This window comes from Amycolatopsis roodepoortensis (assembly GCF_024628825.1).
Lineage (GTDB): Bacteria > Actinomycetota > Actinomycetes > Mycobacteriales > Pseudonocardiaceae > Amycolatopsis > Amycolatopsis roodepoortensis.
In genome coordinates, this window is record NZ_CP102415.1 from 1,258,913 (window position 1) to 1,279,926 (window position 21,014).

General features: G+C 69.7%; 22 protein-coding genes. 9 read left to right on the top strand and 13 right to left on the bottom strand.

Features of this window, described 5'->3' with window-relative positions:
* Position 1: 1 nt before the first annotated feature.
* The 11 genes from NQK81_RS05930 to NQK81_RS05980 all read right to left on the bottom strand — a co-directional run bounded on the left by NQK81_RS05930 (position 2) and on the right by NQK81_RS05980 (position 6,744).
* Positions 2 to 556, bottom strand: coding sequence for a dihydrofolate reductase family protein (locus tag NQK81_RS05930; protein WP_257487395.1), 555 nt, complete (start codon positions 554 to 556; stop codon positions 2 to 4).
* 18 nt (positions 557 to 574) lie between these two features.
* A complete protein-coding gene (locus NQK81_RS05935; RefSeq protein WP_306856033.1) occupies positions 575 to 985 on the bottom strand; it encodes a PPOX class F420-dependent oxidoreductase in 411 nt (136 codons plus the stop codon).
* Between the two features lie 153 nt (positions 986 to 1,138).
* Complete coding sequence (locus NQK81_RS05940; protein WP_257487396.1) at positions 1,139 to 1,516, bottom strand: holo-ACP synthase; 378 nt, start codon at positions 1,514 to 1,516, stop codon at positions 1,139 to 1,141.
* A 3-nt stretch (positions 1,517 to 1,519) separates the two neighbouring features.
* Positions 1,520 to 2,314 (bottom strand): hypothetical protein, encoded by a 795-nt coding sequence (locus tag NQK81_RS05945; protein WP_257487397.1) that lies wholly within the window; start codon positions 2,312 to 2,314, stop codon positions 1,520 to 1,522.
* Positions 2,311 to 2,580, bottom strand: a complete 270-nt coding sequence (locus tag NQK81_RS05950; RefSeq protein ID WP_257487398.1) for an acyl carrier protein — start codon at positions 2,578 to 2,580, stop codon at positions 2,311 to 2,313. The genes NQK81_RS05945 and NQK81_RS05950 overlap by 4 nt, the downstream gene beginning before the upstream one ends.
* A complete protein-coding gene (locus NQK81_RS05955) occupies positions 2,577 to 3,536 on the bottom strand; it encodes a 3-oxoacyl-ACP synthase III family protein (RefSeq protein WP_257487399.1) in 960 nt (319 codons plus the stop codon). The genes NQK81_RS05950 and NQK81_RS05955 overlap by 4 nt, the downstream gene beginning before the upstream one ends.
* Positions 3,536 to 4,360, bottom strand: a complete 825-nt coding sequence (locus tag NQK81_RS05960) for an SAM-dependent methyltransferase (RefSeq protein ID WP_257487400.1) — start codon at positions 4,358 to 4,360, stop codon at positions 3,536 to 3,538. Before NQK81_RS05960 ends, NQK81_RS05955 begins: the two co-directional genes overlap by 1 nt.
* Complete coding sequence (locus tag NQK81_RS05965; protein WP_125737615.1) at positions 4,360 to 4,608, bottom strand: acyl carrier protein; 249 nt, start codon at positions 4,606 to 4,608, stop codon at positions 4,360 to 4,362. The genes NQK81_RS05960 and NQK81_RS05965 overlap by 1 nt, the downstream gene beginning before the upstream one ends.
* Positions 4,609 to 4,634: 26 nt before the next feature.
* Complete coding sequence (locus NQK81_RS05970; protein WP_034307271.1) at positions 4,635 to 5,018, bottom strand: holo-ACP synthase; 384 nt, start codon at positions 5,016 to 5,018, stop codon at positions 4,635 to 4,637.
* A 2-nt stretch (positions 5,019 to 5,020) separates the two neighbouring features.
* The gene (locus tag NQK81_RS05975) at positions 5,021 to 5,863 is read right to left on the bottom strand and encodes a class-II aminoacyl-tRNA synthetase family protein (protein WP_257487401.1); all 843 of its coding nucleotides are present in this window, start codon (positions 5,861 to 5,863) and stop codon (positions 5,021 to 5,023) included.
* Positions 5,860 to 6,744 carry a diiron oxygenase gene (locus NQK81_RS05980; protein WP_257487402.1) on the bottom strand — a complete coding sequence of 295 codons (885 nt, stop codon included), beginning with the start codon at positions 6,742 to 6,744 and terminating at the stop codon, positions 5,860 to 5,862. Before NQK81_RS05980 ends, NQK81_RS05975 begins: the two co-directional genes overlap by 4 nt.
* A gap of 247 nt (positions 6,745 to 6,991) precedes the next feature.
* On the opposite strand from NQK81_RS05980, the gene NQK81_RS05985 reads away from it, so the two are divergent.
* Positions 6,992 to 7,357, top strand: a complete 366-nt coding sequence (locus NQK81_RS05985; protein ID WP_257487403.1) for a holo-ACP synthase — start codon at positions 6,992 to 6,994, stop codon at positions 7,355 to 7,357.
* A 2-nt stretch (positions 7,358 to 7,359) separates the two neighbouring features.
* Here NQK81_RS05985 and NQK81_RS05990 read toward each other — a convergent pair whose 3' ends face one another.
* Positions 7,360 to 10,590: an AfsR/SARP family transcriptional regulator gene (locus tag NQK81_RS05990; protein WP_257487404.1), complete on the bottom strand. Its 3,231-nt coding sequence runs from the start codon at positions 10,588 to 10,590 to the stop codon at positions 7,360 to 7,362.
* A 254-nt stretch (positions 10,591 to 10,844) separates the two neighbouring features.
* Between NQK81_RS05990 and NQK81_RS05995 the strand changes: the two genes are divergently transcribed.
* The 8 genes from NQK81_RS05995 to NQK81_RS06030 all read left to right on the top strand — a co-directional run bounded on the left by NQK81_RS05995 (position 10,845) and on the right by NQK81_RS06030 (position 19,678).
* On the top strand, positions 10,845 to 11,402 hold the full coding sequence (locus tag NQK81_RS05995; RefSeq protein WP_257487405.1) for a helix-turn-helix transcriptional regulator: 558 nt from the start codon (positions 10,845 to 10,847) through the stop codon (positions 11,400 to 11,402).
* A 186-nt stretch (positions 11,403 to 11,588) separates the two neighbouring features.
* On the top strand, positions 11,589 to 13,292 hold the full coding sequence (locus NQK81_RS06000) for an NAD-dependent epimerase/dehydratase family protein (RefSeq protein ID WP_257487406.1): 1,704 nt from the start codon (positions 11,589 to 11,591) through the stop codon (positions 13,290 to 13,292).
* Complete coding sequence (locus NQK81_RS06005; RefSeq protein ID WP_257487407.1) at positions 13,289 to 14,083, top strand: protein phosphatase 2C domain-containing protein; 795 nt, start codon at positions 13,289 to 13,291, stop codon at positions 14,081 to 14,083. The genes NQK81_RS06000 and NQK81_RS06005 overlap by 4 nt, the downstream gene beginning before the upstream one ends.
* On the top strand, positions 14,080 to 15,801 hold the full coding sequence (locus NQK81_RS06010) for a condensation domain-containing protein (protein ID WP_257487408.1): 1,722 nt from the start codon (positions 14,080 to 14,082) through the stop codon (positions 15,799 to 15,801). The genes NQK81_RS06005 and NQK81_RS06010 overlap by 4 nt, the downstream gene beginning before the upstream one ends.
* A complete protein-coding gene (locus NQK81_RS06015) occupies positions 15,798 to 17,036 on the top strand; it encodes an MFS transporter (RefSeq protein ID WP_257487409.1) in 1,239 nt (412 codons plus the stop codon). The genes NQK81_RS06010 and NQK81_RS06015 overlap by 4 nt, the downstream gene beginning before the upstream one ends.
* Positions 17,026 to 18,018, top strand: coding sequence for a helix-turn-helix domain-containing protein (locus NQK81_RS06020; RefSeq protein WP_257487410.1), 993 nt, complete (start codon positions 17,026 to 17,028; stop codon positions 18,016 to 18,018). Before NQK81_RS06015 ends, NQK81_RS06020 begins: the two co-directional genes overlap by 11 nt.
* A gap of 12 nt (positions 18,019 to 18,030) precedes the next feature.
* Positions 18,031 to 19,254 carry a glycoside hydrolase family 18 protein gene (locus NQK81_RS06025; protein ID WP_257487411.1) on the top strand — a complete coding sequence of 408 codons (1,224 nt, stop codon included), beginning with the start codon at positions 18,031 to 18,033 and terminating at the stop codon, positions 19,252 to 19,254.
* Between the two features lie 67 nt (positions 19,255 to 19,321).
* Entirely contained in the window at positions 19,322 to 19,678 is a 357-nt protein-coding gene (locus NQK81_RS06030; protein WP_257487412.1) for a hypothetical protein, read from the top strand.
* Positions 19,679 to 19,812: 134 nt separating this feature from the next.
* On the opposite strand, the gene NQK81_RS06035 is transcribed toward NQK81_RS06030, so the two are convergent.
* Positions 19,813 to 20,970: an IS30 family transposase gene (locus NQK81_RS06035; protein ID WP_371878853.1), complete on the bottom strand. Its 1,158-nt coding sequence runs from the start codon at positions 20,968 to 20,970 to the stop codon at positions 19,813 to 19,815.
* Positions 20,971 to 21,014 lie beyond the last annotated feature (44 nt).

The window sequence follows — 21,014 nt, forward strand, 5'->3', positions numbered from 1 at the left end:
GTCAGCCGGCGCCGACGGAGTCGTTTCCGACAAGGTAGTTCAGTACGACGACGCCCGACTGGCGAGAATGCGTGCCGATCAGCGTCAGCGGCGTTTTGGGATTCTCGCGGAACGGCCCCGAAGCCCGGCCCACGACGACGGGGTGCACCGCGAAGCGAAGCCGGTCCAGAAGGCCGTGTTCCAGCAGGGTGTGCGACAGCCGCCCATGGCCGAAGACGACCAGGTCGCCGCCGCCCTCCTCCTTCAGCTTCCGCACCTCGGCGACCACGTCACCCCGTACGACCACCGAGTTGTTCCAGTCGGCCCGTTCGAGCGTCGAGGAGAACACGTACTTGCGGATCCCGTTGATCGCATCGGCGAAGTCCCCCGTCTGACCGGGCCATCGCCAGGACAGGTCCTCGTAGGTGCCGCGGCCCATCAACATGGCGTCGCATCCCCGCAGAAGCTCGAACGCCTCCTTGAGGAACTCGTGGTCGAAGTAGTCCAGTGCCCACGATCCGGGGTCGTCGACCACTCCGTCGAGGCTGCTCAGCGTCGACTCGACGATCTTGCGCATGCGTAGTCCTTTCGGTTGTCAGCTCTGCTCGGCGACGGGTACGGGTGGCCAGAGGTAGACCTTGTCCGCGGCGACGCGCACGGCCACCCGCGCCGCTTCGGGCTCCGGCGGCGGTTCCGCACCGTCCAGGTAGCGGTCGTACATCTCGCGCAGGAGCACCTTGCCGGGGTCGTCGGTGATCGTCACCGTCCCGCGGATCTCCACGTACGCGGCCGTATTCGCCACCACGAGCAGGCTCACGCGGGGATCGCGCTCCATGTTGCGGGTCTTGAGCCGCCCCCTGATCGTGCTGAACACGATCTCGTCGCCGTCGCGCTTCACGAAGATCACCGAGGACTGTGGCCGTCCGTCGGCGTTCGTGGTCGCGAGGATCGCGGTATGCGGCCCATCGAGCATTTCCCGGGCCACTGCGGGCAGCGTGACGGTCAAGGGGTCCCCTCCAAGGTCGGGCGTTCTTTTTCGGGCAGACCCCGCGCACGGCCAGGATGGGGCGGCCGCCAGGCGAATCGTGACCTGGATCACATGGCGGCGTCTATCCAGGACGTGGGGAGTACCGGGCGGAACGCGAGGCACTCCCGCACATCATGGAGCGATCACCGCGAGCGCGACCGCCAGCACCAGGTCCGCCTTGTGCGTGATCGAGACCTGTACCTCCACGACCCCGAGCGCGGCGGCACTCGCGGCCGCCGCGCCGGCGAGCACCACCAGGGCCTCTCCGGAATCGGCTCGTTCGACGGCGATCTGGCGTGGCGCGACGCCGTCGGCGAAACCGGTGCCGATCGCCTTCGCGACGGCTTCCTTCGCGGCGAACCGGCCCGCCAGGAACTCCCGGCATCGATCGGGGCCGAACCCGGCCGCGGTGGCGAGTTCGGACTCGGCGTAAACATAGGCACGGAACCACGGCCGTGCCAGCAGCCGGTCCAGTTCGCCGAGGTTCAGCAGGTCGGCCCCGATCCGCATGGACTACCCAGCCGGGAAGGTGAAGGCCGCGGCGTGACTGCGACCGCTCAGCGGATCGGTGTCGCAGAGCACGACCTTCCGGTACGTCTCCTGCCACGCCGGCCAGTTTCCCGCCAGGGCGAGCCACACACTGGTGCAGTACGAGCCCGGCGCGACCCGGTGGACGTCCCCCGCCTCGACGGCTTCCGTCACCCACGGGCCGAGGACCACGAGAGTGCCGGACTCCCGGTGAGGTTCGAGCAATTCGCCCACCGTCCGGCCGGACGACACCGACGCCAGCCGTGGCCCCGGCCCGGTGCCGAGGACCAGCGCGGCCCCCGAATCGACCAGCCCGCCGTCGTCGACCAGCGGATGCGGGGTCGGGAGCGTCGTCTGCTCCAGTACCGCGACGACCGCCTCGTCGCACCGTCCCGACCGCTGATACGCCGCCACGATGCGCAGGGCCGTGAACGGCGCGGCCAAACCCTGCTGTGCCACGGAGAACGTGGTCGCGGTGACGTCGAGCCGGTCGGCGAGATACGGCGCCACGGCGGTGAACGGGAGGACGTCGGGCAGGGCGTGGGTCACGATGACCAGCTGCGGGCGGCTCGCCCGCACGCCCTCGGCCTCCAGCAACCGGTCGGTCAGCGCCTTGTGCGAGACGTGCGCGCCGCGCTGCCAGCGTTCTTCGTCCACTTTGGACCCGAACGGTTCGACGAGATCCGCGAGGAACCTCGAGACCGCCGCGTCCTCCCGGTAGCCAGGCCCCGGCGGTGAGATCACCGCGTTCGTGCCGCGCAGGGTCGGTTCGCCGCTCATGACACTCCTTCCCCGATGGCCTGTCTGGATTCGACGTAGTCGGCGAACGAACAGACGGTACGGAGGTGATCGATGTCGAGGTCGTCCGGATCCACCGTGATGCCGACGGCCATCTCCACCAGCATCAGCAGTTCCAGTACCTTCGACGAGTCCAGCCGCAGGTCGTCGAACAGCCGCGTGTCCTCGGTCAGCCCGGTGATCTCCCGTTCCAGGACATCCCCGAGCGCGTCCCCGATCGCCGACACCACCTCGTCGCGGGCCGTCATGTCCCGCTCCCCCGCGTCCGATGGGTGATCACCATGGCGCCGAACGTCGCACCGAGACCGACCGTGACGAGCACGTAGCGGGCGCCGTCGACGAGCCTGCCGTTCTCCCGCAAGGTCGTGTAGTTCAGGAACACGTCCGACGAGAAGCAATGGCTGAGCTTCGGGATGTTCTCCAGGAAGAACTTCTCCGGCGGCGCCTCCAGCGCCTTCACCGTCTGCCGCCAGGCGAGGGCGTTGACGTTGTGCGGGATCACCAGATCGATGTCGTCGAACCCGTATCCCGCCTCGGCCACCGCCGCCAGGATCACCTCGGCCAGCCGCGGCCCGTAGAGCTGGCCGAATTCGGTGTTCTGCTCCGGGGTCAGCGCCAGCCATTCCGCGTACTCCCCCAGCGTCTTCGTGACGAAGGAATGCACGACGTCGCCGTCGCCGTCCACCGTCAGCAGGCACGCCGAGGCCGCGTCCGCCATGATCGCGGTGTTGGGGATCAGCTGCACGATCGGCGAGAACGCCCGCTCGCCGGTCACCATCAGCGCGTACCCGCCGGTCTCGCCTTCGGCCCGCAGCAGCTCGGCCGCGACGTCGATGGCGCCCAAACTGCTCACGCACGCCTGGTGGGACAACGCGAACGCCTCGACGTCCGCCAGCCCCAGCCGCCGCGCGAGCTCCTGGGCGATGTCGACGTCGGCCGGCGCGAGCGCCTGGGTCGTATGCGCGAACACCAGCCTGTCGATCCGCCGGCCGGCGGGCAGTGCCGCCAGCGCCCGCTTCGCGGCGGGCATCAGCAGGTCGAACAGGTCCATCCCGGGATCGAACCGGAGGGTGTCGAGGCCGTAGAACTTCCGGAACACGCCGAGTTCCGCCCGGCGCAGCCCGAGGTGCTCGCCGAGCTCCTCGATGCGAACGCTGCGTTCGGGGACGAACGATTCGACGCGTTCCAGTGTGGTCGCGCCCATCAGCCCTCCAGATATTCGGCCCGCAGCAGCCAGAGCCGGTTGGCGCCGCGGCGTTCCGGCGGCTGTACCTCGTACGGCCAGCGGCCCTCACCCGCGCCGGGCTGGCCGGGCTCCTTGATCTCGTCGGCCTTCCAGCCGTGGGCCAGCAGGAACTCCTCCGGCTTGTCGGTGCCGAAGATCCACGGTGTCCCGTCGTCGGCCAGCCGGTCGAGGAACGGCTTCGAGAACGGGCTGCGCAGCAGGGCACGGCCGAGGATGTCCAGCGCGAGCCTGCTTCCCGGGGCAGACACCGAACCCAGTGTCGTCAGCAGACCGCCAGCCTGCTCCTCGGTCAGGAAAAAGGTCAGCGCCTCGGCCACCCACAACGTCGGGCGGGCCGGGTCGAAGCCCGCCTTCTCCAGTTCCGGCAGCCATTCACGGGTCAGGTCGGCGGGGACGACCCGGCGATCGACACGCGGCTCGGCGCCCAGTTCGGTCAGTCGCCGCTGCTTCTCCACCAGCAGCGGCTCGTGGTCCACCTCGAAGACGACGGTGCCGTCGGGCCAGTCCAGCCGGAACGCCCTGGTGTCCATCCCCGCCGCGATCAGCACGACCTGGCGGATGGCGGGATCCGACCGCAGCTCGCCGATCGCGTCGTCGAGGAACCTGGTCCGGATGCTGATGAACGGCAGCAGCCCGCCACCGGCGTAACGCTCGATCAGCCGGAACCCGTCCGGCGCGGCCAGGGCGCTCGCCAGCGGGTCGACGAACAGCGCGTCGTCGCGCTCGGACTCGAGCGAGCGAGCGGCCGCCATCCACTGCGCGGTATAGGAAACGGCGTGCATCAGCTGACTCCCGCTCCGGCGAAGAACGCCTTCTCGATGGCCGACAGGGTTTTGAAGTCCGCGATGTCGATGTTGTCGAAGTCGACCTCGACGCCGCTCGCGTCCTCGATCACGTAGACCAGTTCGACGAACGACAGCGAGTCGACCAGACGGCTTTCGATCAGGTCCTCCTCGAACGCCAGCTCGGTGCGTTCCGGGTGCCTGCCGAGAATCCAGTCACTGACCTTTTCGATACCGGGAGTGGGCATGTCTTCTCCTTCGAGGTTGTTCCTTCTCAGTCCGCGGCGGACACCGCGACCGCGATGGCGTACGCGTCGTCGTGGGTGATGCTGATTTCGATCTCGCCGAGCCCGGCTTCCCTGGCCAGCCGCGCGGCGCGTCCGGTGAGCCGGACCACCGGCCAGCCGCCGTCGCTCTTGAGCACTTCGGTCGAGAGCCAGGGCACGGGCTGCCCGCCGACGTGGAAGAGTTTGAACACCGCTTCCTTGGCGGCCAGGCGTCCCGCGATACCAGGCAGGTCCGGACCGTCCGGAGTGGACGAACTCAGCAGTTCGGCGGAGGAGAGCAGGCGCCGCAGCGCGGGTTCCGCGTCCTGGGCGACGAGCTCGCGCACCCGGCTGAGCGGGACGACGTCGATGCCGATCCGTCTCGCGGGCATGGTCACCCGGCCCGGCCTGCCGCCGCTCGGACGGCCGCCAGCGCCGCCGGGAGATCGCCGTGGTGGACCTCGGTCAGCACGGCGAGCCAGCGCTCCAGGCCGAACGCCACACAACTGGTGTAGGCGAACTCCTTGCCGTCACCGAAGCGGATGTCGCACCGTTCGCCGAAGAAGTTCCGATGGGTGTTGACCGAGGCGATCGCGAGGGTGCCGTGCTGGAACTCGTACTTGACCGGGCTCAGCTTCTGCAGGAGTGCGCGGGCGCCGTCGTTCTGGAAGAACGGGTCGATCGCGGCCTCCTTCTCCAGGCCGAGGCCGAGCTCGCCGGAGAACGCCAGGATCCGTTCGGTGAAGCGGGAAACGACCTCCTGCGTGTGCTCGAACGAGCCGAGTGCGACGATCTCACGCATCTGGAAACTCGCCAGCCGCCGCAATCCGCTGTAGTGGTCTTCGCTGCGGAAACAGCGGTTGACGAGCGTCACGATCTCCGTATCGGACACCTTCGTGCCCTCGTAGAAAAGGTAAGCCCCGTAACAGGTCGCGTGCGGCAGACCGTAACGGCCGTCCTGCAGATCGCCGCCGGCGAACCGACCGTCGACCGGCTTTCCCTCCCGGCCGGCCAGATCCAGCGGACCGGCCACGAACGCCAGCTGCGGGAAGTTCGCGTAGACGTCGAACTTCTCCAGGTCGGTGACCGGGTACAGCGGCGGCGGGCTGATCTCCCGCGCCCCGGCGGTGACCGCCCAGCCGAGGAAGGTCCGGTCGAGTTCCTGGACGAGGGCGGTCTCGTCGGGGCCGAGGATCGCCAGCGCTTCGGCGCCGTCCACTCCGGTGGTGCGGGTCATCGCAGGATCCCCGTTCGCTCCAGGTACTTCAAGGTCTTGCGGAACACCTGTTTCTCGGTGGCGGGCCGGGTGGGCGCGTCGAGCAGCGCGCGACGGAATTCCAGCGGGTTCTCGATGCCGGCGTCGCGATAGACCTGCGGGTTGTACAGCGACTCGAAGCTGTAGGAGAGATACCGCCGGAGATAGGCCGAGACCTCGGCGAGCTCCTCTTCGGTCGCCGTCTTCTTGAGGTCGCCGTAGAGATGCTCCACCAGCTCCCGGCCGAACGCGATATGCCGCGATTCGTCCTGATGGTGGATGCGGTTGATCGCGCGGATCGTCTCGTGCAGGCGTTCGTCCCGCGCCATCAGCGAGTTGTAGTGGTCCACCAGCTCCTCGAAGATCAGGATCCTGGCGAACACCAGCAGACTCTCCACTTTGGATGAAGACGCGGGCGGGATGGCGACGCCCGCGGCCGGTGCGCGATAGATCTTCTGGCCGTAGCGCAGGCAGAATTCGGCGAAGAACCACATGTGCTCGTTCTCTTCGCCGATGAAGTGGTGGAAGAACTCCGACGGCGTCTCGAAGCCGGCCGTGTGGATACGCGCGACGACCTCGATGAGCAGCTCGCGGATCCCGTGCACGTTGAGGCTGTAGAAGTTGATGCTTTCGAACCGCGACAGGGCGAAGAGCCGGTCTTCGCTCAGCGTCGTCGCGAACTCGGTGCCGTGGGTGGTGGTGAGCTCGGGGCTCATCCACCACATCCGTTCGGGCAGGCTGTCCGGCCACTCGAACATCTGATAGGGGTTGTAGTAGTCGTCGATCGACTTCGACGAAAGGCGATCGAGCAGGCCGCGAAACCGTTCGTCCGCGTCGATGATGTCGCTGATGTCACTGGCCACGAAGGCTTCCTCCGTTCTTCCGGACTCAATTCGACGCTACGGCAAGGAATCCGCGCGATTCAACGTCCACAAGCGGTCTGGCCGACACCGGCCAGCACCCTGGTTTCCCGGTGCGGTGGCGGCATAGGGTGGTCGCATGGCGAGGACACAGGGGGTCGTGAGTGGCGATTCGGGTTAGAACACGAATCGCCACTCACGACCCACTCGACCGGGCGACCGGCGCGAGGTGCGAAGGGACCGGGAACGTATGACCACGCTCGTCGGAGTGGACGCGCTGCGCGTGGCCGAACTCGACCTGCTCGCGCGGCGCGGCTGGTTCCTGAAGTTCCTGTTCTCCCAGGAGGAACTCGACGATCTCGCGACGGCGGGCAGCGTCTGTCTCGCTTGCCGGTTCGCCGCGAAGGAGGCGGTGCTGAAGGTGCTCAGGACCTGCCTGTCCGGTCCGGTTCCGGCCACCCAGATCGTGGTCCGGCGTTCCGGAGCGGGAGCGACGTCGGTGGAGTTGCGCGGCGCGGCGTCCGAACGTGCCCGCGCGCTGGGCATCGAGCGGGTCGACGTCTCCATTTCCTGTGAGCGGGGGCTCGTGATCGCGGTCGCGCTGGGGACGGCCTGACCTCAGGTCGCGAGCAGGTTCGCCACCCGGACGCGTTCGACCGAACCGCAGTCGGCGAGGATGTCGTGCGCCTTTCGCAGAAGTCCTTGCCCCGCACCGGGATCCCGATTCGCGGTGACTTCGCCGAGGACGGCGAGCGCGTGTCCCTCGCCGAGCCGGTTACCGGTGCCGCGATGCAGGATCAGCGCCCGTTCGGCGCATTCGGCCGCCTGTTTCCGGTCGCCGCGGTCCCGCCGGGTGGTGGCGAGCACCGTCTGCGCCCGGGCCGCCAGGAGCCGGAAGTCCCTTCGTGTGGCCAGTTCCGCGGCCGCGGCCGCATGCGTGACGGCGTCGTCGAGCCGCCCGCCGCGACGGCATACCTCGGCCAGCGCCAGCAGGCTGACGATCTCCGCGCGGGTGTAGCGGATCTCGTGGGCGAGTTCGACCGCCTGTCCGGCCAGGACCTCGGGGGCCACGGACAGCTCGGCCCGGCCACCGAGTTCGGCCAGCGCCGCGAGCGCGTTCGCCTCCGCCCGGCGATCACCTGTCTCCCTCGCCAGTTCCAGCATCGCCTCGGCGTGCTCGGCCGCCTCGGCGAAGTCCCCGGTCTCGGCGCACAACGCCGCCAGTGTGCAGAGCGCGGTCGTCTCGCCGTAACGAGCGCCGTTCTCCCGGTGCAGGGCAACACCTTTCGACAGCGACTCGCGCGCATCGGACAGCCTGCCGAGGTCGAGATAGACCTCGCCGAGGGTGGTGTACACGTGCGCGGCGCCGTCGCGATTGCCGGTGCGTTCGATGAGCGCAAGGGCCTGAGCCAGCCTTTGCATGGCTTCCTGCGGCTTGCCCAGCTCCCGCAGCAGTGTCCCGATGTTGTGCAGGTTGGCCGAAAGTCCCGCTTCCCAGCCCATCCGGCTGTTCAGTTCGATCGCGCGGTCGAGTTCGGCGACGGCCTCGTCGAGCGCGCCGAGCTCCCAGTGGACTCCGGCGAGATTGCCTCGCGCGGCGGCTTCCGCCTCCGGCCACCGTTCGGCGGTCGCCAGCCCCAGCGCCCTGGTGTAGTGCGTGACGGCGGCCGCGTAGTCCCCCAGCCCGCGATACACCTGCGCGAGACTCTGCTGGGCGGCGATCCGGCCGCGCGGCGCACCGTCCACGACCGCCGCGGCCAGCCCGGCCTTCGCGACGGCGACCCAGTCCACGGAATGCCTTCTGAGCCAGAAGAAACCGCGAAGGGCGTCCGCCAGCAACCAGACGACCCGGTGCGGACCCTGCGCGGCGGCGTCGTGGACGATGGCCACGAGGTCGGCGCGTTCCGCTTCGAGCCACTCCAGCGCCTCGGCGTCGTCATCGAAGACGACGTCGGTCTCGCCGAATTCGGCTCCTTCACGAAGCCGGAGGATGTGCGGCGTGATCCGCGTGACCGCGACGGTCGCCGTCGCGAGATACCAGCCGAACAGCCGGATCCTGGCCGCGTCGCGTTCGGCCGGGCCGTCCTCGGCCCGCGCGCGTTCGGTCGCGTACAGCCGGAGCAGGTCGTGGCACTGGTACCGGCCGTCGGCGCCCCGGGCGACGAGATGCGCACGCTCCAGTTCGGCGAGAGCCTGTGCCGTGTTCTCGGGGGCCTGCCCGGCGAGCACGGCTATCGACCGTGCGGTGAAATCCGGCACCTGGACCACGCCGAGCAACCGGAACAAGCCCTGCGCGGCCGGACCGAGCCGCCGGTACGAGAGCGCGAACGCGGCGCGGACCGCGGTCGACGGGTCGCCGTCGACCCCGAGCCGGTCCAGCCGGTCGGCCCGCAGCAGCCCGTCGACCACGGCGCCGATCGGCCGGTCCCGGCCGATGCCGATGTCCGCGGCCGCGATCCGCAACGCGAGCGGCAGCCCGGCGCACAACCGGACCAGCGTCGCCGCCGCCCGGCGTTCCTCCTTGACCCGCTGCGCGCCGACGATCCTGGCGAGCAGCTTGAGCCCGTCCTCTTCGCTCAACAGGTCGAGCCGGACGGCACCGGCGTCGTGCAGGACGACGAGCCCTGGCAGTTCCTGCCTGCCGGTCACCACGACGAGGCTGCCGGGACGGCCGGGCAGCAGCGGCCGCACCTGATCGGCCGTGCCGGCGTTGTCGAGCACCACGAGCATCCGTTTGCCCGCGAGCTCGGACCGGTAGAGCGCGGCCAGTTCGTCGAGGTCCACCGGTATCCGGTCGGGCGGGACGCCCAGCGAGCGCACGAGCCGGACCAGCGCCTCGGCCGCGGTCACCGAGGCCGACCGCGCGTAGCCGTGCAGATTCAGGTAGAGCTGGCCGTCGGGGAACCGGTCGAGTGCGCCGTGCGCCCATTGCAGTGCCAGCGCGGTCTTGCCCACCCCCGCGGTGCCGCTGATGACCACCACCGGTGCGCCGCCGGCGACCAGGGCGTCGATCCGGCGCAGGTGCGCGGTGCGGCCGGTGAACGTCGGCACCGCGGCGGGCAGCTGCCGCGGCCCGGCGGAAACCGGCTGTTCGGCGGTGGGCAGGTCCAGTGCCGGATCGGTGCGCAGGATGGCCTGGGCGAGGTCGGTCAGCTCCGCACCCGGTTCGAGACCGAGCTCGCCGGTGAGCAGGGCGCGTGCCCGGCGGTAGACCTTGAGCGCCTCGGCCTGGCGCCGCGACCGGTAGAGCGCGAGCATGAGCTGGGCCTGGAAATGTTCCCGCAGCGGATGTTCCGAGACCAGCTCGGTGAGTTCGGCGACGACGTCCGCGTGCCTGCCGAGCGCCAGATCCGCGTCGATGCGCTGCCCCAGCAGGACCAGCCGTCGTTCCTGCAGCCGGTCCGCCTCGACCTGGAGGGCGGCGCTGCTTTCGGCCAGCCCGCTGAACGGTGAGCCCTGCCAGACCGCGAGCGCCTGCCGCGCGAGACTTCCGGCGACGACCGCGTTCCGCCGCTCGTGCGCCGTGCGCGCCTGGTCGGCGAGGTCCTCGAACCGCCGCACGTCCAGTTCGCCGGGGTTCACCACCAGCAGATAGCCGGGTCTGCGGTGGACCACGCGATCCGGATCCGCCAGCGCGCGGCGGAGCTGGAGGACGTAGAGCTGGAGGTTCTTCGCCGCGGTGCGGGGCGGGCGGCCCGCCCACAGGCCGTCGAGCAGCGCGCTCACCGGGACCACCTCGCCCGCGCGATGGAGCAGGAGCGCCAGCAGGCGGCGGACTTTCGGCGCGCCGAGATCGAGTTCGGTATTTCCGTCGCGGACGCCGAGCGGCCCGAGAATCGTGAACTCCATATAACCCCCCACTCACCTCGCCGGAATAATCGCGAAGCGCTCCCGACCTTCACGGATCAGTGGTCCATACCAGATTTATACCGGCTCTCCGCATGCTTCGGAACAAGAATTCAGCTGGCGGGAAAACAAAGTGCGACCGTGTAGGACGAACACGCCTGGGGGCAAGTTCAGTGTCTGCGTCATCCGCTCCGAACCCGGCCGTTGGAACGAGCCTGTCGACTGTACTCGATCTGGTTTCCACCGCAAGACGGGAAGTGCTGACCACCGCGACGGGTGGTTCGCCGTGGTTCGGCGGGACCGTCACCGAGGCCGCGCGCCGCGGCGCCTTCCCGCCGCACGTCCGGGTGCGGCTGCTGTGCACGACACCGGCGGAGCACGCGCGCGGCGAGATCATCGAGGCGGTGCGGCACGGGCTGCGCGTCAAGGTTACCGATCGGGCGATCGAAGAATCCCTTTTGATAGACCGCAGACTGGCGTTGGTCCCTTCGGGTGGCGACGACGCCGGAGGCTTGCTCATGGTGACCACGCCGACGTTGATCACCGCACTGGCCGACGCCTTCGACCCCCGCTGGGAGGAGGCGACGCCCTGGGAGATGACGTCCGCTCGGCCGGACGAGTTCGAACAGGCGATCCTGCGCTGCCTCGTCGACGGAATGACCGATGAAGCGGTCGCGAACCGGCTGGGCGTATCCGCGAGGACCGTTCGGCGGTACGTGAACGTCCTCATGGCCCGCGTCGGCGCGAGAAGCCGGTTCGAACTCGGATTCCGGGCGGCGGAATGCGGATGGCTTCCCGCCGACGCACTCGGCTGAAGCGGTTGTCCGGTTCCGGACGCATTTTCAGTCCACTGTGGATTGATCATTACCAGCGGCGCCGATCGATGCCCCTTTCGCCGGTCGCCGAGTCCGCTTTCGGCCAAATTATGGTGGCACCGGCGGGGACCGACCTAGATTCCGTTCTGGATCGTCTCGAATTCACGTCCTGATTGGACCTGCCACGTGACCACTCCGACTCCCCGCCACGACATAGTGCTCACCGGTGCCGTCATGACCCATCCGCGGCGGCCGGGGCTCACCGGCCGTCTGCTGGCCGCCGCGCCCGCCGGGGCGCTGCGACCGGTCGCCGATCCGGAGCCCGCCGGACCGCCGACCGCCCTGCGCACCGCGATCCGGGCCTGGTCCGCGATCGCCGAAGGCACGACCCACCACCTGGTCCTCCAGGACGACGCCGTTCCCGCCGACGGCTTCTTCGGCCACGCCCGGGCCGCCGTCGCGGCCGCGCCCGACGCCGCGATCGCCTTCTACACCAACTGGAACTCCCGCAACGGCGCCGCCGTGCGGATCGCCGCGCTGGCCGGGGCGAGATGGGTCGCCGCGACCCACGAGTACACCCCGACCGTCGCGCTGGTCCTGCCCGCGGAGATCGCGGCGGGTTTCGCGGATTTCGCCGAAGCGCACGGCTCGACCTGGCCCGACGACGTCGTCATGTCCCGGTACCTGCGCGCGGCCGGGGTACCGGTGCTCCTGGTCGCGCCGAACCTCGTCGAGCACGCGGACGAACCCAGCGTCCTCCGCAACGACTCCCACGGCTCACGGCGGTCGGCGTGCTTCGCCGCCCCGCCGGACGACGACTGGTCGCTCGGCGCGGGCCCGCTCGATCCCGGCGTCATCCCGTTCTTCAAGCACGGGGTCGCGCAATGCGTCGTCCGTGACGGCGGAAGACGGACGACCATCGACGCCGAGCGCTACTTCGGCCGGGCGGGACTGGATTTCGACGCCTGCCAGAAGCAACGACTCGAAGTCACCGGGTCGGTGTTCGGCGCTCTCGCCGAGCTGGAACGGCATCTCGACGAACAGGCCGTCGAAGGGCTCTGGACCACGGCGTACCTCCTCGGCGCGCTCGGGACCGGCCGAAGGCTCGACCGGGTCGGCTCCCTCGCGCTGGGCACGATCGGCGCGGGCGGGGTGTGCACCACCGTCGGCGCTTTCACGCTCCGGACACTGCGGCCCGCTCTGTCCGAATTGGCCCGTCTCGGCCACGAAGCCGGTGCCCGGGCCCAGCGTTCACCCGCGCGCCGGCGGGGACGCGTCCTCGTCACCACCACCCACCGTCCGCTCGGCCGGGAGATCGCGCGCCATCTGGCCGATCGCGGCTACGAGATCCTGCACGGAAACGACGCGCCGGACGTCGACGCCGTGGTCCACGTCGCCGAATCCGGTTCCACGCTCCCGCCCGTGACGGCGCGGCACGTGGTCCAGGTTTGTCCTCCCGGCGTACCCGTCCCCGCCGCCTCGCCGGGCACCAGCGTCCTTCGGACCGGTTCGCCGTACGGGCCCGGTATCGAGGGCTATTCCGTCCTGGAGACGTTCACCCGGCAAGCCCTGCTGGCACAACCGATCCAAGCCGACGTTCCGGCGGGGGCGACCCACCGGCCCGCCTACATCCGGGACATCGCGCTCGCCGTGCACCACCTCCTGCACCAGCCCGCCCCGCGGCGGACCGTCGCGACACCGTCCCCGCTGACCAGCCAGGAACTGGCCGACGCGGTCGCCCGGACCGTCCGGCGGGTTCCGGTCAGCTGGCCGTCGTCGCCGCACAGCCCTTCCGCCCCTCCCCTGGTCGCCGACGAACCGGCGACGGAACTCGATCAAGGCATCCGCGCACTGGCCCAGTGGCTCGCCTACGAAAAGGAAGAAGCATGAAAGTCGATCGTCTCTCCCAGCCCGGTGACGGCCTGGTCAACGAGGATCTGGCGCTGTCGGGCCGGTATCACGCGCTGGTCATCGACGGTGCGACGGCGGAACCGGGCGCGGAGACCGGCTGCGTGCACGACGTCCGCTGGCTGGTGGCGCGGCTCGGCACCGCGCTGGACCGGCTCCTCATCGAACGTCCCGCCGAAGACCTGCGCGCCATCCTCCGCGCGGCCATCGAGTCGGTCCGCGACGCCCACTCCGGCACCTGCGACCTCGGCAATCCCTGCGGCCCGACCGCGACCGTGGCGATCCTGCGCGAACGGGACGGGCTCGCCGACTACCTGGTGCTCAGCGATTCGGCGGTGGTGCTCGAACGGCTCGACGGCACCGTCGAGGCCGTCATCGACGACCGGATCGACCGGCTGCTGCACCTGTCCTGGCAGGAGGTCCGGCCCTTGCGCAACGCGCCCGGCGGGTTCTGGGTCGCGGGCAGTGATCCGGCCGCCGCCGGACAGGCCCGCACCGGCACCGTGGAACTCTCGCGACTGCGGCGCGCCGCGCTCCTCACCGACGGCGCGTACCGGCTCGTCGAACGCTACGGCTGGACCTGGCACCAGCTGCTCGACGTCGCCGAGTTCGACGGCCCGGCCGCCGTCGTCGGCGAGACCCGCCGCGCCGAACTCCGTACCGCGCCGGGCCAGTTCGCCGGGAAACACCACGACGACGCGACAGTCGTCTTCTGCCGGTTCGAGACCACCGCCGCTCCCCTGACCCGCCCGACCCACGAGGTGACGAAATGACCCGGTTCCAGGTCCGTTTCACCGGCAAGACGGCACGCTCCGGCCCACTGGCGTTCGGCCACGCGAACATCGTCCGCGCCATCACCCTCGACGACGATCCGACGCGGCTCAACCTCGCGATGGTGTTCGACGTGCCCGGCGCGCCGCTGGAGCGGATCGACACCTGGATCCGGGTGCTGCTCGAACGCCACGAGTCGCTGCGCACGACCTACTCGTTCGGCGACCGGACGCTCCAGCACGTGCTCGCGGAAGGCGAGGTGGAGGTCGAGGTCGTCGAGAGCGGCGGCGACGTCCTCCAGACGGCCGAGGGCACCGCGCGCGCCCTGCGATCCCGGGTCTTCGACCTGACCGCGGAGCTGCCGCTGCGGCTCGCCGTGGTGACCGAGAACGCCGTCCCGCGCCGGCTCGTCTGGGTGGTGAGCCACGCCGCGATGGACGTCGCCACCTGCGAACTCCTCCTCGGCGAATGGACCGAACTGGCCGCGGGGCACGACCTGCCGGAGGACGACTCACCGCAGCCCCTCGACGTCGTCGAACTCGAGAAGACGCCCGCCGTGCAGCGGCTGGGGCAAGCGGCGACGCGGTACTGGGAGAGCAAGCTGCGCACGGTTCCGCAGGCGATGTTCCCCGTGCCCATTACCGGGACCGATTTCCTCCGGCCCGGGCTGCGAGTCCGTTCGCGGGCCGCGATGGGCCATATCGCGGCGATCGCCGAACGGACCAGCGCGAGCCCCTCCGCCATCGCGCTCGCCGCGCTCAACGCGCTGATCGCGCACCGGACCGCGCAATCCACCTGTGTGACGACGTCCTTGTCCGGTAACCGGGTGCTCAAGCAGTTGCGCCGCTTCTTCGGTTCGATGGCGCAGGACGCGCTGCTCCCGGTCACCATCCCGGAGACGTTCGACGAACTGGTCCACGCCGTCCGCGCCGCGTCCGTGCCCGCGTACCGGCACAGCTGGTTCGAAGCCGACGCCATCTGGGAGGTGATCACCCGTGTCACCGGCGAACGGGGCTTCTCCTTCGCCAGGGATCTCGTGTTCAACGACATGAGCGCGCTCGGCGACACCGCGGTCGGCGAGCCGCCTCGCGCCGCGTACAGCAGGCTGCCGTCGGTGTGGGTGCCGGGCGGACCGGACGTCGAAGACGACCCCGAGATCGGTGGCACGCTGGAGTTACTGCCGCAGGAGGACATCCCGACCCGCTTCTTCGGCTGCCTGTACCGCCTCGACACGGAACTGGATCTGACGCTGTGGGTCGACCCCGGTTGTCTCGACACCGCCGAGGTGACCGAGTTCGGCCGCGGCCTCCTGGCGTTGCTGCGTGCGGCGGCCGAAGCGGATCTTCCGTTGAAGGAACTGCATTCGCTCACCACGCTCGCCCCCATCGAACGCGGAGACGGCTGGTACCTCTCGGATTCGTGCTGGGTCGAGCTGGACGCCGTCCGGGAACTGGTCGCCGGCGTCCTCGGCGACCGGCCGCATCTTGTGACCGCGGAGCCCGACGACGTCCTGGGTCACCGGCTCGTGTGTCACCTGACCGGCCCGGCGACACCCGCGGACCTGCACGCCGAGGTACTGACCGCGTTGCCGGGACGGCCGACCGCGCTGGCACCGCACCATTACGTGATCTGCGCCGGGCCTCCCGCCGATCCGCTGGATCCGGACGCCTGGCGGGCCACGGCCGTCGACTCCGCGAGCGGGCGGGAGCTGCCGGTATGAGTCACGACACGGAAACCCTGACCGGTGAAGGAAAACCGGCCGCCGGACGGCTCTGGTCCGGCAACTTCAAGCTCTACCTCACCGCGCGCAGCGGCTCGATGCTCGGCGACGCGATGCTGCCCGTCGCGCTCTCGATCGCCGTGCTGGCGGCGGGCCACGGGATCGACGGCGTCGGCTACGCCCTCGGCGCGTGGATGGGCGCGCTCGCGCTGTTCATGCTGTTCGGCGGTGTGCTCGCGGACCGGTTCACGCCGCGCCGGATGATGATCATCGCGGACCTCGTCCGGCTGGTCGTCCAGGGCGGGATGGCGGTCGCCTTCGCCGTCGGGACGCCGTCGCTGCCGATGATCGTCGTCCTGCAGTTCCTCAGCGGTGCCGCCACCGCGTTGTTCCAGCCCGGTGTGGCGAGCATGGTCCCGCAGGTCGCGGAGGACGTCCAGGGCGCGAACGGGATCTTGCGGATTTCCGAGGCGATCTCGGGAGTTCTCGGCCCGGCGCTCGCCGGTGTGCTGGTCGCGGTCGCCGGCACCGGGACCGTGTTCGGGATCTATGCCGCGACGTACGGGGTCAGCGCCATCTGCCTGTTCGCCCTGCGGCTCACGCCGGTGAAGTCCACTGAGGACAGTGAACCGTCGTTCTGGCGTCAGCTGGTCGAAGGCTGGCGGGAGTTCGCCGCCCGTGGCTGGCTCTGGGGCGTGATCGCGATCCACTTGGTGTACGGCTGCTTCGTGGCGGGCGTGTCCCTGCCGGTCGGCGCGGACCTGGTCGTCTCGGACTACGGGTCGACCGCGCTGGGCATCGGGATGGCCGCCTTCGGCGCGGGCGGGGTCGCGGGCGGCGCGATCGCCATGCGCGTCCGCCCGGGCCGTCCACTGCTGTCCGGGGCGATCGGCTGGGCGTTGTTCGCGCTGTACCCGATCACGCCCGCGGTGGGACTTCCGGTCGCCTTCCTCTTCGCCGGCTGGGCGCTGGCCGGTTTCGGCCTCGCCTACTGGGGTGTCCTGTGGGCCACCACGGTCCAGACCCAGATTCCCGCGGAACTGCTGAACCGGGTCTACGCCTACGACGTCTCGGGGTCGCTGCTCGCGTTGGTGCTGGGCAGGTCGCTCGCCGGGCCGATGGCGAGCCTTTTCGGCGCCCGGCCACTGATGATCCTCGCGACCGTACTCGGGCTCGTGTGCACCGGGCTGCTGCTCGCGGTCCGCTCGATCAGGGACCTGCGAAGTGCTCAGTGACCGGACCGAGGCCGACGAGTTCGCCGTCGAGGTCTACGAACGGATCCTCGACGGCGACGGGGCCGCGGAGATCGCGGACCGGCTCGGCGTCCCGGCGGCCGAAGTGGACCGCGCTTTCGGCCTCCTGCGGCGGCTGCGGCTGATCCGGGAGACCCGCGACGGCGAGGTCGTCGCGGTCGATCCCGACAGCGCGCGGACCGAACTGCTGCTGCCGCTGGAACGGGCGATCCACGACCAGCGCAGCCTGCTGCTGGCCCGGCGGCGGCAACTGCGCTCGTTCGCGGACGCCTTCAGCCGCACGGAACGGGCGAACCCGCCGGTCCAGGTCTCGCGCGATCCGCGCGAAACCGAGTTGCGGCTCGTCGAAACGGCGAACGGCTGCAAGTCCGAAGTGCTGATGATGCAGTCCTGCGTGGCGCACGAGCCGCCCGAAGCGCGGCATCTGCGGCCGCTCGTGCTGGACGCGCTGCGGCGCGGGATCCGCGTGCGGGTGCTGTATCCGCACGCGGCCCGCGCGGACGCGGCGACCCGGTCGTTCCTGTGCAACGTCGCCTCCCTCGGCGGCCGGGTGCGGACCTCGGGCGAGATCTTCGACCGGTTCGCCGTCTTCGACCGCGAGGTCGCGTTCCTCCGAGCCGGGCTCGAAGGCGACCAGGCCGTCGCGATGGTGCACGGTCCGGTGATCGCGCAGTTCCTCGCCGGGACGCACGATCGGGGCTGGGAATCCGGCACCGACTTCGATCCCGGCCGGGCGGGCTACGCCGGCACCCTCGACGTCGTCAAGGCCCGGGTGCTGGACCTGCTCGCCGCCGGCCTCAAGGACGAGGTGATCGCGCGCCGCGTCGGCCTGTCCGAACGGACGCTGCGCAGGCACATCTCGGCGATGATGCAGGAACTCGCCGCGGAGAGCCGGTTCCAGGCGGGCGTCGCCGCCGCACGGGCGGGCCTGGTCGCCACCACCACTCGTACGCGTCACCGATAGGAAGGGTGTTCCATGCGACCGAAGAATCTGGCCTTGCGGCTCGGGCTGTGCCTCGCCGCGGTCCTCGCACTGCTTCCCGCCTCGCCCGCTTCCGGGGCACCGGAGATCGAGGCCGCCCCGCCACCGGACCGGCCGGTCCTGGAGGCGTTCTGGGGCGGTACACCGCCCGCCGATCAGGTCCCCTGGGAGATGCTGAACACCATCAGCTACTGGTTCGCCTCACCGGCGGGCGGCCGGTGCAGCACCCCGGATGCCAAGCAGCGCAAGGACATCGAAAGCCTCGCGGCGGTGAAACGTAGCCACCCGGATCTGACCGTGCTGATCTCCATCGGTGGCTGGGCCGCACCGGGTTTCGGGGCGGGCGCCGCGACCGGGGAATCCCGGCGCGCCTTCGTCAAGTCCTGTGTGGACAACTGGCTGAGCGCGTTCCCCGTCGGGCTGGTCGACGGATTCGACGTCGACTGGGAGTTCCCGGTATCCGGAGGGCTGCCCAGTATCGGCAACTCGCCCGCCGACCGCGCGAACTTCACCTTGCTGCTCAAGGAGTTCCGGGCACAGCTGCAGCGCTATGCCCGCGAACACGGCAGGCCCGGCCGCGCCATGAAGCTGTCCGCGGACATCCCCGCGGGCCGCGTCCAGGACGACGGCACCGGGACCGGGGGCGCGCCTTACGACGCGTCCAACAGCTTCGACCTGCGCGAAGTCGGCAGGCTCGTCGACATCTTCAACCTGATGACCTATGACTTCTGCACGGGTTACTCGAAGTTCTCCTGCTTCAACGACCCGCTGGTCAAGCGGCCCGGTGATCCGAACGACGAGTACAACAACAACGTCGGCGCCCTGAAGTACATGACCGACCACGGTGTCCCGCGCGAGAAGATCGTCCTCGGCGTTCCCTTCTACGGCCGGGCGTTCACCGTCACCTCGACCGCCAACGACGGCCTCTACCAGCCGTACACGGCCATGCAGTTCCTCGACTACAAGGTCCTCATGGGCCCGGAGTGGGCCGGTGATCCCGGATTCCGCAAGGGCTGGGATCCCATCGTCCGCTCGCCGTACCTCTGGAACCCGGAGAAGAAGATCTGGGTGAGCTACGAGAACCCGCGGTCCATCCAGGACCGCTCGCTGTTCGCGAAACGCAACCGCCTGGCGGGCATGATGATGTGGGAGCTGGGCGCCGACGATCCGCAGCACAGCCTTCTCGCCGCGATGACCGGGCCCTGGCTCCGGCCCTGATGCGAACCGGCCGGCGGTTCCTCGACGTGGGGAACCGCCGGAAGGCCGTGCGGGTTATCGTGGCCCGGTGTTCCTTCCAGTCGCGCACGATCGAGTCGAACTCGTCGAGGTGATCGGTCCCGATGGCACCGGAGACGATCAGCTGGTCGCCATCTGGGAAGGGGACGAGGCCCAAGCCGCGCTGACGCTCGTTGCCGGCCTGCCCGAGGGCGAGCTCAAACGGTGCTTCATCCCCGTCTGGAAGATCCGGGCGCACAGCGGCACGCGGTTCCTTTTCGAGATCAGCTTCTGCTTCCGGTGCCATGGCGCGCTGCTGCGCGGGCCCGCCGTTCCCCCCGAGCAGGACACGATTCACGCCTTCGACTCCGAGGACTCGACCAGTCGAGAACTGCTGGCGAGGCTACGAACAGCAGGGCAGAGCTGACCTCACCCGGCAGATCCGGGCGCCGGCCATCGAGCAACGCCGCCGCCGCTCGCGGGCGTCGCGAAAGCCACTTTCGGGACGTCTGGTGTCCCGAAAGTGGGGCGGATTCATGCGGTGGTCGCAACGTGCTCTGTTTAGGACAGTAGCGTGGTGAGTTTTTCGAGTGGGGTGTGCCAGTCCAGTGTTTTGCGGGGGCGGCTGTTGAGTCGTGCGGCGACTGCGGTGAGGTGTTCTGCGGTGTGCTGGTGCAGGTTGGTCCCTTTGGGGAAGTACTGGCGAAGCAGGCCGTTGGTGTTCTCGTTCGTCCCGCGTTGCCATGGGGAGTGCGGGTCGCAGAAGTAGATGGCCAGGTCGGTGGCGAGGGTGATGTCGGCGTGACGGGCCATCTCGTTGCCCCGGTCCCAGGTCAGTGACCGCCGCAACTGGTGCGGGAGGGTCTGGATCGCGTCGATCATCGCGTCCCGGACCTGGATCGCGTCGTGGCCGTGGGGCAGGTGCAGCAGTACGACGAACCGAGTGGAGCGTTCCACGAGGGTGCCGATCGCGGACTTGTTACCGGCACCGGTGATCAGGTCGCCTTCCCAATGCCCCGGGACTGCCCGGTCCTCGGCTTCGGCCGGCCGTTCGCTGATCTCGACGAGGTCAGGGATCCGTGACCGTCGTGCCTGTGCTTGCTTGCGCGGGCGGCGCAGCGCCCGTCCTGTCCGTAAACACGCGGTGAGCTCGCGGCGCAGCGCTCCCCGGCTCTGCACATACAAGGACTGGTAGATCGTCTCGTGTGACACTCGCATCTCCGGCCGGTCGGGGAACTCCATCGCCAGCCTGGCTGTGATCTGCCCCGGAGACCACTCCTGCAGCAACCGCGCCTGCACATGATCCCGCAACTCGCGATTACCGGCCTCGGCCAGCTTCGCGGTCTTCGGCCGCCGGGCCCGATCCCGCGCCGCCGACTCCGCCCGATGTGCTCGATACCCGCCCCGGCCACCATTGTTCGTCACCTCCCGGCTGATCGTCGACGGGGCCCTGCCCAGCTGCCGAGCGATCTCCCGATACGAGAGATCCCCGGACAGACCACGAGAAATCTCCTCCCGCTCAGCCAAACTCAGATAGCGCTCACCCAACGAGCCAGGTGCGTTCCCGATCACCCCGCCAGCCTGCGCGAACCACCGCCGCCCGGTCTCGTGCGACACATCCACCAAACGGGCTGCAGGCTTGGGCAGACACCCCGCCCGCACCGCATCCCAGAACCGCACCCGCACCACACGCGGCAACACCAACCCACCAGCCACCACAACTCCCAGCTCACGAAGGATGTTGCAACGACCCCATGAATCCG

Bases quoted from the DNA above. Each gene is read 5' to 3' on its own strand.
- NQK81_RS05930 (WP_257487395.1), bottom strand. From the start codon at position 556: ATGCGCAAGATCGTCGAGTCGACGCTGAGCAGCCTCGACGGAGTGGTC.
- NQK81_RS05940 (WP_257487396.1), bottom strand. From the start codon at position 1,516: ATGCGGATCGGGGCCGACCTGCTGAACCTCGGCGAACTGGACCGGCTG.
- NQK81_RS05945 (WP_257487397.1), bottom strand. From the start codon at position 2,314: ATGAGCGGCGAACCGACCCTGCGCGGCACGAACGCGGTGATCTCACCG.
- NQK81_RS05950 (WP_257487398.1), bottom strand. From the start codon at position 2,580: ATGACGGCCCGCGACGAGGTGGTGTCGGCGATCGGGGACGCGCTCGGG.
- NQK81_RS05955 (WP_257487399.1), bottom strand. From the start codon at position 3,536: ATGGGCGCGACCACACTGGAACGCGTCGAATCGTTCGTCCCCGAACGC.
- NQK81_RS05960 (WP_257487400.1), bottom strand. From the start codon at position 4,360: ATGCACGCCGTTTCCTATACCGCGCAGTGGATGGCGGCCGCTCGCTCG.
- NQK81_RS05965 (WP_125737615.1), bottom strand. From the start codon at position 4,608: ATGCCCACTCCCGGTATCGAAAAGGTCAGTGACTGGATTCTCGGCAGG.
- NQK81_RS05970 (WP_034307271.1), bottom strand. From the start codon at position 5,018: ATGCCCGCGAGACGGATCGGCATCGACGTCGTCCCGCTCAGCCGGGTG.
- NQK81_RS05975 (WP_257487401.1), bottom strand. From the start codon at position 5,863: ATGACCCGCACCACCGGAGTGGACGGCGCCGAAGCGCTGGCGATCCTC.
- NQK81_RS05985 (WP_257487403.1), top strand. From the start codon at position 6,992: ATGACCACGCTCGTCGGAGTGGACGCGCTGCGCGTGGCCGAACTCGAC.
- NQK81_RS05990 (WP_257487404.1), bottom strand. From the start codon at position 10,590: ATGGAGTTCACGATTCTCGGGCCGCTCGGCGTCCGCGACGGAAATACC.
- NQK81_RS06005 (WP_257487407.1), top strand. From the start codon at position 13,289: ATGAAAGTCGATCGTCTCTCCCAGCCCGGTGACGGCCTGGTCAACGAG.
- NQK81_RS06010 (WP_257487408.1), top strand. From the start codon at position 14,080: ATGACCCGGTTCCAGGTCCGTTTCACCGGCAAGACGGCACGCTCCGGC.
- NQK81_RS06015 (WP_257487409.1), top strand. From the start codon at position 15,798: ATGAGTCACGACACGGAAACCCTGACCGGTGAAGGAAAACCGGCCGCC.
- NQK81_RS06025 (WP_257487411.1), top strand. From the start codon at position 18,031: ATGCGACCGAAGAATCTGGCCTTGCGGCTCGGGCTGTGCCTCGCCGCG.